This is a genomic window from Thalassospira lohafexi, assembly GCF_002844275.1.
GTDB classification, from domain to species: Bacteria; Pseudomonadota; Alphaproteobacteria; order Rhodospirillales; family Thalassospiraceae; genus Thalassospira; species Thalassospira lohafexi.
Genome location: NZ_NXGX01000001.1, coordinates 522828 through 534349, shown reverse-complemented (window position 1 = coordinate 534349; position 11522 = coordinate 522828). Strand labels below are relative to the sequence as shown.

General features: G+C 53.2%; 8 protein-coding genes. 2 read left to right on the top strand and 6 right to left on the bottom strand.

From position 1 onward, the window contains the following. Window positions 1–89: 89 nt before the first annotated feature. Window positions 90–1265, bottom strand: a complete 1176-nt coding sequence (wecB, locus tag COO92_RS02410) for a non-hydrolyzing UDP-N-acetylglucosamine 2-epimerase (protein WP_206186341.1) — start codon at window positions 1263–1265, stop codon at window positions 90–92. Beyond that, window positions 1243–3036 carry a chloride channel protein gene (locus COO92_RS02405; RefSeq protein WP_101300023.1) on the bottom strand — a complete coding sequence of 598 codons (1794 nt, stop codon included), beginning with the start codon at window positions 3034–3036 and terminating at the stop codon, window positions 1243–1245. Before COO92_RS02405 ends, wecB begins: the two co-directional genes overlap by 23 nt. Window positions 3037–3329: 293 nt before the next feature. Here COO92_RS02405 and COO92_RS02400 point away from each other — a divergent pair, with 293 nt between their 5' ends. After that, the gene (locus COO92_RS02400) at window positions 3330–4574 is read left to right on the top strand and encodes a multidrug effflux MFS transporter (RefSeq protein WP_101299561.1); all 1245 of its coding nucleotides are present in this window, start codon (window positions 3330–3332) and stop codon (window positions 4572–4574) included. Between the two features lie 109 nt (window positions 4575–4683). Here the strand turns inward: COO92_RS02400 and metH are convergent, their stop codons facing one another. From metH to COO92_RS02380, 4 genes are all read right to left on the bottom strand, one after another. Continuing rightward, on the bottom strand, window positions 4684–7329 hold the full coding sequence (metH, locus tag COO92_RS02395) for a methionine synthase (protein WP_101299559.1): 2646 nt from the start codon (window positions 7327–7329) through the stop codon (window positions 4684–4686). A gap of 38 nt (window positions 7330–7367) precedes the next feature. Continuing rightward, window positions 7368–8432 (bottom strand): homocysteine S-methyltransferase family protein, encoded by a 1065-nt coding sequence (locus COO92_RS02390; protein ID WP_101299557.1) that lies wholly within the window; start codon window positions 8430–8432, stop codon window positions 7368–7370. 49 nt (window positions 8433–8481) lie between these two features. Next, on the bottom strand, window positions 8482–9372 hold the full coding sequence (gene metF, locus COO92_RS02385) for a methylenetetrahydrofolate reductase (protein WP_101300021.1): 891 nt from the start codon (window positions 9370–9372) through the stop codon (window positions 8482–8484). Window positions 9373–9455: 83 nt separating this feature from the next. Then, on the bottom strand, window positions 9456–10421 hold the full coding sequence (locus COO92_RS02380; RefSeq protein WP_101299555.1) for an ArsR/SmtB family transcription factor: 966 nt from the start codon (window positions 10419–10421) through the stop codon (window positions 9456–9458). A gap of 394 nt (window positions 10422–10815) precedes the next feature. Between COO92_RS02380 and COO92_RS02375 the strand changes: the two genes are divergently transcribed. Next, window positions 10816–11514, top strand: coding sequence for an MlaA family lipoprotein (locus tag COO92_RS02375; RefSeq protein WP_101299553.1), 699 nt, complete (start codon window positions 10816–10818; stop codon window positions 11512–11514). Window positions 11515–11522: the final 8 nt, after the last annotated feature.

Below are 11522 nucleotides of genomic sequence, written 5' to 3'. Positions count from 1 at the left end.
TTGCAACAAATCAGGAACATCGGCCAACTCTTTCCCAACCCAATGACACTTTTTGCGCCCGTTTTGCCGCATCATCCGTGACACACCACTCAGGAACGAGGCATACGCGAAATAAAATCACGGAGAGCCGCAACAACCCGAGTTGCCGTTTTACCATCCCATAGGTCAATCGGGGTATCGCACCGCCTTAAATCATGCGGGTCACGCTGTCGAATGGTGGAAATCATATTATCCAGCATCACCAGTTTATTCGTCCCATGGGTGACAGTCACCGGACGTTCCGTCGTATCGCGCAGCGTAAAACAATCAACACCAAGATAACTGGTTTCTTCCTGTAGGCCGCCCGAATCCGTCACAACGAAACGGGCTGTCAAAACCAGACTGATAAAGCCCGCATAGGGCATCGGCTCGCACAGCTGTAAAGCTATCTGGGGATGGGATGGTCGCCCCCCAATCAGACGAAGTGCGTTTTGTGTACGTGGGTGAACAGGAAAGACAATCGGTTGGCGTTCGGCCAGTTTTTCAAGTTCCCCCATGATCGCCATCAGGCGTTTGGGATCATCGACGTTTTCCGGGCGATGCAATGTCACCAGCCCGTAGCCGTCGTGTTCCAACCCCAATGTACCACACATCCGGGCGGCGTCGATGGCCGGGCGTAGGCGTTCCAGACTGTCCATCATGATGTTGCCGACACGCACGATGCGGTCCGTCGCGATCCCTTCGCGGATCAAGTTTTGATCTGCATCCGGGGATGGTGTGAGCAACAGGTCCGCCAAATGGTCTATTTCAATGCGGTTGGTTTCTTCGGTCATGCGCGGATCAAAACTGCGCAAGCCTGCTTCGAGGTGGATCAGGGGCATTGCCAATTCATGGGCAACCGTCGCACAGGTAAGAGCGGAGCTAACATCCCCGACGACCAAAACGGCGTCAGGTCGGTCCGCCTGACACAGCGTCTTATAGGCTGCCCGCATTGCATCGTTTGGGAAAGATGGACGTTCGGTGGTCGGGCCTGCCCCCAAGGGCATCAGATGATGGTCCGGCGCGGGCAGGCCAAGGTCATGCCAGACCTCGGACGACATGACAGAATTTGTGTGCTGGCCCGTATGAACAAAGACCGGCGTAATATCTGACGTATCTTTTAACGCATGCCAAAGTGGGGCAATTTTCATGAAGTTCGGGCGTGCACCGGCAATCAGATGAAGCTTTGCGGGTCTATGAAACGTCCCCATAAGCGCACCCAGATCAAAACAGCTTCGGCGGGGCATCCCCGCGTTCTTCGCTTTGCAATTCCAAAAGCGCGTTGTTGTAGGCCATCATCGCATCCTTTTCATGGACGAAACCGATCATTTGGCGTTCTTGATCATTATCGAGAACCGGCAAATGTTCTTCGCCGGTTTCTTCCATCAAACGAACGGCTTTTTCGATGCTGTCGGTACGATAAAGCACTGGTGGCTTGGAACGCGCAACTTGGCCCGCCGTCACTTCATCGCCCAGATTGAGATCAAACGCCGCGTGGCGCAAATCGGTCAGTGTGATCGTGCCGTGCAGCTTTCCGTTTTCGTCAACGACAAACAGTTCGGAATAAGGCGCATTAATCAGCTTTTCGCGCACGGCTGGCAGGCCGTCCGTCAGGGGAACTGTTTCGTATTCGCGTTTCATGATGTCAGCGACTTTCATCATGCGCAGAAGATTGACCTCCCGGCCCCAGCGGGTCGAAAGGCCGCGACATTTAAGCTGCCACTGGAAGAATGAACCGCCATTGAACTGATCCATGATCACCGATGCCAAAACCGAGGCCACCATCACCGCGACCGTTAATTCATAATCGCCGGTCAGCTCAAAGATGATCAGGGTTGTCGAAATCGGTGCGCCCAGAATGGCAGCCGCCACCGCCCCCATCCCGACAAGGGTATAGGCCCCATGCCCGGACGACAGATCAGGGAACACATGGGTCGCAATAATGCCAAACGCGCCCCCAAGCATTGCACCGAGGAACAAGGACGGACTAAACATCCCCCCGGCAAAGCCAAGCCCCATACAAATCGAAACGACAAACGCCTTGGCCAACAAAAGACCGATCAAAAAGGTCAGGCTGTAAGCTTCATAAAGTGCGTCATTCATTGCACCATAGCCGACACCGAAGACTTGCGGAAAACCAAGGCCAACAACGCCAACAATCAAGCCAGCAATTGCCGGACGCAGCCAAAGCGGTGCGCGACCCCGATCAGCAACTTTCTGCACAACGGCGATAGCGCGCACAGTCAGCATTGCCGCGACCCCGGCCAAAAGGCCCAACAGGGCAAAGGCCGGGAATTCCCAGAATGACTGGATTTCATGGGACGGAATTAAAAACGCAACGTCGGAACCATAATAAAGACGCGTAATCACAGTTCCCATCACCGACGACATGACAATCGGTGCAAATGAGGTCCTGGCATAGTGACCAAGGGCGACTTCATGGGCAAAGAACACCCCGGCCAATGGCGCATTAAAAGAGGCCGCCACCGCCGATGCCACACCACATCCCAAAAGCGTTCGTGCAGCACTGCGGCGTAGATGCAGGATACGGGCAAGCCAAGCGCCAAAGGATGCGCCCATATGGACAACCGGTCCTTCACGGCCAAGCGATGCCCCGCTGCCCAGTGACACAGCACTGGCAAGCGCACTTTTGATCCCGCAGCGCGTCGACATGCGCGCATCGTGAAAGGACGCCGCATCAATCACATCGGCCACGCCATGCGCCCGCCGTTCGGGTAGAAACTTGTAAATGAAAATACCGACCAAAAGCCCACCTGCCGTCGGGCCAAGGATCAGATGCCAGTTGCTCAGTCCCTTCATATGCTCATGAAGGGATTCTTCTCCCCAGCCATAGACAAATGACTGCACAAGTAAAATCCCGTCGCGAAACAGGATTGTCCCACCGCCAGCCAAGGCACCAACCGCCAAGGCCAGTATCGACAAAACCAATTGCTCGCTTTTAGCCAAACGGCGCATGCGGCTGAGCAAGATATTCGATTTGATAAGTTTTTCAGCCATTTCCGCAACACCGGCGAGCAAATATTGAAAGAACAAGGATCATAGGATCGGTGATTGCTGCGAATAAAGGGTAAAGACCGTAAACACCATGTCTAATTTAGCGTTATGGCATCACCGGCAGCATATATTTTGCGTTTTATGGCGTCGCGCTATTTGACAGGAAAACACGCATGGCCGCATCGCGTGTTTCAAAAAACGATCATTGCCATCTATAAGTGAAATACGCCATGCTGTGGCCTGCAAACGCAGATATAACTGCGCCACCCCAAACCGTTTCTACGGAATTTCGAATTATGAATGAACCTCAACCAACGGGTGCCCCTGCGGCGCGTCCGCTGCCCGGATTTGCTGAATTTGTCTGCCTGATGGCGATCACCATCGGGCTTGTCGCCCTTTCAATTGATAACCTTCTGCCTGCCTTTGGTCCGATCGCCGACGATTTTGGCATTGAAGACGGCAATCGCATGCAGTTGCTGATTTATGTCTTTATGATCGCCTTTGGCTTGATGCAGATCGTGTATGGCCCGCTTGCCGACAGTTTTGGTCGCCGTCCGACGCTCATTGTCGGACTGGGCATATATAGCGTTGGCACGATCATGGCGATCTTTGCTGACAGCTACGACCATTTGCTGATCGCCCGTTTTGTTCAGGGGCTTGGAGCCGCGGCACCACGCGTTCTGACCATGGCAATCACGCGTGACTGTTTTGAAGGTCGGGAAATGGCCCGTGTCATGTCGTTTGTCATGATGGTGTTCATCATCCTTCCGGTATTTGCACCCGCCTCAGGCAGCCTGATCCTTGCGCTTGCCAACTGGCACATGATTTTTGTCAGCACGCTGGTTCTGGCGATTGCCATTGCCTGCTGGTACATGCTGCGTATGCCCGAAACCCTGCATCCGGAATACCGTCACAAATTATCCGTCCGCCGGATTGCACGGGACATTAAAACCACGGCCACCAATCGTCAGACGCTTGGCTATTCAACCGCAATGGGAATGATGTTTGCCTGTCTGATGGCCTATATCGGTTCCGCCCAGCAGATCTTTGAGACGGAAGTCTATGGTCTTGGCGTTTGGTTCCCGCTGGCGTTTGGCATGATCGCAGCCTGCATGAGTTTTTCGTCGTTCGTTAATGCACGACTGGTGCGTAAGCTTGGTATGCGCAAAATCTCGCACGTTGCACTCTTTGTCATGGCGCTTAGCAGCCTGATCAATGTTGTGATTGCGATCGCCTTTAATGGCCAACCACCCCTTCCGGTGTTTGGCATTGGTTTGACGGTGACATTGTTCTGCTTCTCGTTGACCATGCCCAACTTCAATTCGCTGGCGATGGAGCCAGTTGGTGCGATTGCAGGAACCGCGTCTTCGATGATTGGTGTTTACAGCACGATCATTGGTGTGGTTGCCGGTGGCATCATCGGCCAGCAATTTAACGGGACCGTCACCCCGCTTGTCGGTGGTTACCTGTCACTTGCGCTGATTGGTATTTTGATTGTTGGCATCACAGAGCGTGGTCGTTTCATGGAAACGACAAGATAAACTGAGACTGGATGAGCAGAGACTGGCACCATTTTAATCCGGTCCCTGAGAACGTAAAAAACCCCGCAGAGTGCAGTCTGCGGGGTTTTTCATTGCGACCGGTTGGGCTTTATGCCCGACGCGGATCGTAATTCAGGTTCGGTGCTAACCAACGTTCGGCCTCGGTCATGGTCATGCCTTTACGTTCGGCATAACTTTCGACCTGATCGCGTTCGATCTTGCCAAGGCCAAAATATTTGGCTTCGGGGTGGGCGAAATAGAACCCGCTTACCGACGATGCCGGGGTCATGGCACAGCTTTCGGTCAATTCAACGCCGACATTTTTATTGGCATCAAGCAGCTGCCACAATGTGCGTTTCTCGGTATGTTCCGGGCAGGCAGGATAGCCCGGCGCCGGACGGATACCGCGATATTTTTCCGAAATCAGATCATCATTGGCCAGCGTTTCATCCGATGCATAGCCCCAAAGGTCCTTACGCACATGTTCGTGCATGCGTTCGGCAAAGGCTTCGGCGAAACGGTCTCCCAATGCCTTAACCAAGATCGCATTGTAATCGTCATGCTCGGCTTCAAGCTTGGAAGCGATTTCTTCAACCTGCGGACCGGCGGTGACCACAAAGCCACCGATATAGTCGGTTTTACCGCTGTCTTTTGGTGCAATGTAATCGGCAAGTGCACGGTTCGGACGTTTGTTGTTCTCGCGGAACATCTGTTGACGCAAGGTGCGCAGCATCACCGGTTCATTATGATCGGGTGCCGGGGTTACCTCGATATCGTCATCGACCGAATTGGCCGGCCAGATGCCCACAACGGCGCGCGGCTTGAACCATTTTTCATCAACAATGCGTTTGAGCATCGCCTGCGCGTCTTCATAAAGACTGCGCGCGGTTTCACCGACTTTCTCGTCCTTGAGAATATCAGGGAACCGACCATGCAATTCCCAGGTTTCAAAGAACGGCTTCCAGTCAAAGCGCGACACCAGTTCGGCCAGATCGAAATCTTCAAACACGGTAATGCCGGGTTTTGCCGGAGCAGGAACGTCATAGGCGTCCCAATCAAGTTGCACCTTGTTGGCACGTGCATGGTCAATCGCAAAACGCTTTTTCTGCAACTGCTGGGCCGCGTGCTTTTCCGCCATCGCGACATATTCAGCATGGATTTCGGACGCGAACTTTTCACGATGTGTTTCAGACACCAGCTTGCTGGCGACACCGACTGCGCGCGACGCATCAATGACGTAAACCACCGATTTGTTATAGTTCGGTGCGATTTTAACCGCGGTATGAACCTTGGACGTTGTCGCCCCGCCAATCAAAAGCGGGATATCAAGACCTTCGCGTTCCATCTCGGCTGCGACATATGTCATTTCTTCGAGTGATGGCGTGATCAAACCCGACAGTCCGATCATATCAACCTTCTCGGCCTTGGCCGTTTCGATGATTTTCTGGGTGGGGACCATCACACCAAGGTCAAGAACCTCGAAGTTGTTACATTGCAGGACCACACCAACGATGTTTTTGCCGATGTCATGGACATCGCCCTTTACCGTGGCGAGCAGGATCTTGCCGTTGGTTTCGCGCACCCCGTCTTTTTCTTCTTCGATGAACGGGATCAGATAGGCCACTGCCTTTTTCATCACACGGGCCGATTTCACGACCTGCGGCAAGAACATCTTACCGGCGCCAAACAGGTCACCAACGATGTTCATGCCATCCATCAAGGGGCCTTCGATGACATGAAGGGGACGCTCGGCCTGCTGGCGGGCTTCTTCGGCATCTTCTTCGGCGAACTCGGCAATGCCATTGATCAAGGCATGTGCCAACCGCTCATTGACTGGTTTTTTGCGCCATTCAAGATCGGCCTTTTTCTCTGGCCCGCCCGTACCTTTGTATTTGTCCGCGACTTCCAGCAAACGGTCGGTCGCATCCGAACGACGGTTCAGGATGACGTCTTCAACCCGTTCACGTAGTTCTTCGGGGATTTGTTCATAGACCACAAGCTGACCGGCATTAACGATGCCCATATCCATGCCCGCCTGGGTGGCATAATACAGGAACACCGAATGCATCGCTTCGCGGACCGGGTTGTTGCCACGGAACGAGAACGATACGTTCGACACACCGCCGGAAATCTTGGCATAGGGCAAGCGCGCCTTGATCAGCTTACAGGCTTCGATGAAATCAACGGCATAGTTGTCGTGTTCTTCGATGCCCGTTGCGACCGCAAAGATGTTGGGATCGAAAATGATATCTTCTGGCGGGAAACCGACCTGATCGACCAGTACCCGGTAACTGCGTTCGCAAATCTCGATCTTGCGATCAACCGTGTCGGCCTGACCTTTTTCATCAAACGCCATCACAACCACAGCCGCCCCATAGCGGCGCAGCATTTTGGCCTGTGCGATAAAGGGTTCATCGCCTTCTTTCAGGCTGATCGAGTTAACGATCCCCTTGCCCTGAAGACATTTAAGCCCGGCCTCAATGACATTCCATTTCGAACTGTCGACCATGATCGGCACACGCGAGATGTCTGGCTCGGCAGCGATCAAATTGATGAATTTGACCATCGCCGTTTCAGCATCAAGCATGGCATCATCCATGTTGATATCGATGATCTGCGCACCGTTTTCGACCTGCTGACGGGCGACTTCAAGGGCTGCATCATAGTCTTCGTCGACAATTAGCTTCTTGAACTTAATCGAGCCCGCAACGTTGGTACGTTCGCCGATATTGATGAATCTTGAAATGTCACTCATGGGTCTGTTCGATCTCTTTTTCGCACTCAATATCAGGTTTATGCAGCGTCGAACGGCTCAAGGCCGGACAAGCGCATTTTCGGCTCAATCTTTGGCAACGGACGCGGTTTGGACTGACCAACCGCATCGGCAATCGCCTTGATATGCGGCGGGGTCGTGCCACAGCAACCGCCCAACAAATTGATCATGCCACTATCGGCCCATTCTTTGACCAGCTCGGCCATTTCCGCATCGGTCTGGTCATACTCACCAAACTCGTTGGGAAGCCCTGCATTGGGATAAACCGAAACGCGGCATTCAGCAATGCGCGATAGTTCCTGAACGTAGGGGCGCAGCTGTGCGGCACCCAGTGCGCAGTTAAGGCCGATCGAGAACGGCTTGGCATGACGAACAGAGTTGTAGAATGCCTCTGTCGTCTGCCCCGACAGGGTGCGGCCCGATGCATCGGTAATCGTTCCCGAAATCATGATCGGAACGTCTTCGCCGCGTTCTTCCAGAACTTCGTCAATTGCAAACAGGGCCGCCTTGGCGTTCAGCGTATCGAAAATGGTTTCCACCAGAAGCGTATCCGCCCCACCGTCCAAAAGACCGTTTACGGCTTCTTTATAGGCTGTGCGCAACTGATCAAAACTGATGGCGCGGAACCCCGGATTATTCACATCTGGCGACATGGATGCGGTCCGGTTGGTCGGGCCAATGGCACCATTTACAAACCGCACATCACCGGGATGGGCGGCTTCCCATTCATCACAGGCCGCACGCGCAATCTTGGCACTTTCGAAATTGATCTCGTAGGCGAGATCTTCCATGGCGTAATCGGCCTGGGCAATCGTCGTCGCGCTGAAGGTGTTGGTTCCGTTCAGATCGGCACCGGCCGCGATATATTGCAGATGGATATCCTTGATGATGTCAGGCTGGGTCAGTGACAGCAGATCGTTATTGCCTTTGACGTCCTGTTTCCAATCGGCAAACCGTTCACCGCGATAATCATCCTCGGTCAGGGTGTGCTTCTGGATCATGGTGCCCATGGCGCCATCAAGGATCAAAATCTTGTTTTCAGCCCGTTTGCGCAGCAGGGCAATGCGTTCCTTGCGATCATTCATCATCTTTATCCAGTCATTTTTATCATGCGTTGCAATTGGCGTGCAGAGTTCAGGCAACAGCCTGTTCTGTTCCGCGAATGCCCAGCGCATGACAGATGGCATAGGTCAACTCGGCTCGGTTCAGGGTATAGAAGTGGAAATCGGTCACGCCTTCTTTCATCAACCCTTCAACCTGTGAAATGGCTTCGTGGAATGCAACCATACGGCGCGTGTCGGGATCATCATCAAGTCCATCAAACCGCCAATGGAAGCGTTTTGGTACATCCGCACCACACATCTTGGCAAATCTCAAAAGCGACCCGAAATTGGTCACCGGCAAAATACCCGGAACGATCGGCGCGGTAATCCCCGCTGCCTGACATTTATCACGGAACCGAAGATACGTTTCGTTATCAAAGAAAAACTGTGTAATCGCCCGGTTGGCCCCGGCATCGAGTTTGCGTTTCAGATAGTCAATTTCAAAATCCGCACTGGGCGCATCGGGATGCATTTCAGGATAAGCCGAAACCGAAATATCGAAATCCGCAATTTCCTTTAACCCGGCAACCAGATCGGCCGCATAGTCATACCCCCCCGGTGTCGGCACATATGTATCACCGGCATCGGGCAAATCACCACGAAGAGCCACGATGGATCGAATGCCTTCGTCCCAGTATTTGCGCGCAATCTGTTCGATTTCCTGTTTGGTATGTCCCACACAGGTCAGATGGGCGGCGGCCGGAATACCGGTTTCGCCCTGAATGCGCGTCACACTGCTGTGTGTGCGGTCACGGGTGGTTCCACCCGCCCCATAGGTCACGGACACGAACGACGGGCTTAATGGCGCAAGCCGATGGATGGACCGCCACATGGTTTCTTCCATCTTCTCCGTTTTCGGGGGGAAGAATTCGAACGAAACCCGCAGGTCATTTTTTGCTGCCGTATTTTTTTGTGCCGTCATCATATCAATCCTGTCTTCACGTTCCCTTGGCCAGGTCTTTTATTATAGGACTGGGCCTTTACTATTTCGGGGCAGGCTGCGGATCATTCCGCCGCCTTGTGTGTTTTTTGTTTTGCTGTTTCCGTATCTGCCCTGGCAGACCAGATCCGCACGGTTAGCGGCTTGCCCGGCAGGCTTATGACATCGTCAGGGGCAAGTTCACATGCGCGAAACCACGTACTGATTGCCGCATCGTCAAACCCCAAACGGCGGTGTGCGTGTTCTTCGCGCAGTTCTTCACGGTCGTGGGATGCGAAATCGACCACAACCAGACGCCCGCCGGGGGCCAGAACACGTGATGCTTCGTCAATTGCGGCTTCGGGTTTTTCTGCAAAATGCAGGACCTGATGCAAGATCACGATGTCAAACATGCCGCCGGGATAGGGCAATTGATACATGTCGGCCTGACGGACCAGACAATTTGAAAGGTCAGCACGTTGCAAACGCGCACGCGCAACCGCCAACATCTCACGCGACATGTCAACGCCAACGCCTTCTTCGGCAGTGCGCCCCAGCAGCTCAAGAATACGACCGGTGCCCGTACCGACATCAAGAATTCGTCCGCCCGCGAGGTTGCCGACGGCATCAAGCAATGCCTTTTCGACCACAGCCTCGTCAACGTGGAGCGACCGGATACGATCCCAGTCTTTCGCATTGGCCCGAAAATACTCGGTCGCGATCTGTTCGCGTTGGACCTTAACCTGATCAAGGCGGGCCCGATCAAGTGACAGCGTTTCATCATCCACGGGAAGGAGATCAAGTATCGGCCTGACCATATCTGCACCCGCACTATTGTGCGGGGTACGATAGAATACCCAAGTTCCTTCACGGAATCGGACAAGCAGTCCAGCTTCACACAGCAATTTTAGATGCCGGGACACGCGTGGCTGGCTTTGACCGATGATCTGAGTGATTTCGCTCACGGTCAGTTCGCACTCGGCACAAATCGCTAACAGGCGAAGCCTTGTTGCTTCGGCCGCCGCGCGCAATCTTGCCAGAACCTGTTCCATAGCAACGCCTCCCGTTCACTAAAGACAGATATAAAGATATATTTATATATGCTCAAGCCCTATTTTCCTGTCCAAAAGGGGTATGACAAAAAAGCCACACCAAAAAAGACGTTGATCCTTTTCAATTTTTTGTTCGCTAGCGTTTAAATTCACCCTATGCTACCCACATGGATATTCGAGGCGAAGGCACGACACGACACCCTTCTTGAGCAGGAAGTAGGTCGGGTTGCGTTTTTTGTGTTTCTGACACAAAAGCGTCGGCGAATTGGGGACAGTGTACGTATCGAACATCGGTTGGCTAAAAATAATGAAGTTTCGAAATCTTCTTTCACTTTGTGCTGTCGGGTCTCTGTCGTTTTTGGCGGCTTGTGCTTCAACGCAACCAGCGCAGGACATGAGTGATTACGATCCGATCGAACCAGTAAACCGTGTTGTTCATGGCGTGAACAGTGCAGTTGATTTCATGGTTCTGTATCCTGCTGCAATGTGGTACCGCGACATTGCACCGCAACCCGTTAAAACAGCCGTCGGAAGTTTCGTCCGCAACCTGAATGAACCGTTGAACTCCTTGAACGCATTTTTGCAAGGTGATCCGGATCAGGGTGCAGCTTCTCTGCAGCGTTTCATCATGAACTCCACACTTGGTTTGTTGGGCTTCAATGACGTTGCTGCAGATTTCGGCATTGAATATCGCCGCGAAGATTTCGGCCAGACCCTTGCCCATTATGGCATTGGTGGCGGCCCTTACATTGTGTTGCCGCTGCTTGGCCCATCCAACCTGCGTGACACCACCGGCATTGCAGTTGACTACGTCGCCAACCCGCTGACCTGGGGCGCTGAAAACAGCGAGACCTTTGAAGCCCTTTACTGGGGTGGCTTGGGCGCGACTGCATTGCATGCACGCTACAGCACGATCAATCAGTTGAACGAACTGCAGAAATCGTCAATCGACTATTATGCAGCATTGCGCAGCTTGTATCGTCAGCAGCGAAACACGGCCATCCGCAACGGCACACCATCGCCGATCTCGGAAGTCGAAGATGAAAGTGCATCTTTTGATTTCGATGAAGCGGTAGAAGCAGCCAGCGAATAAATGATAGC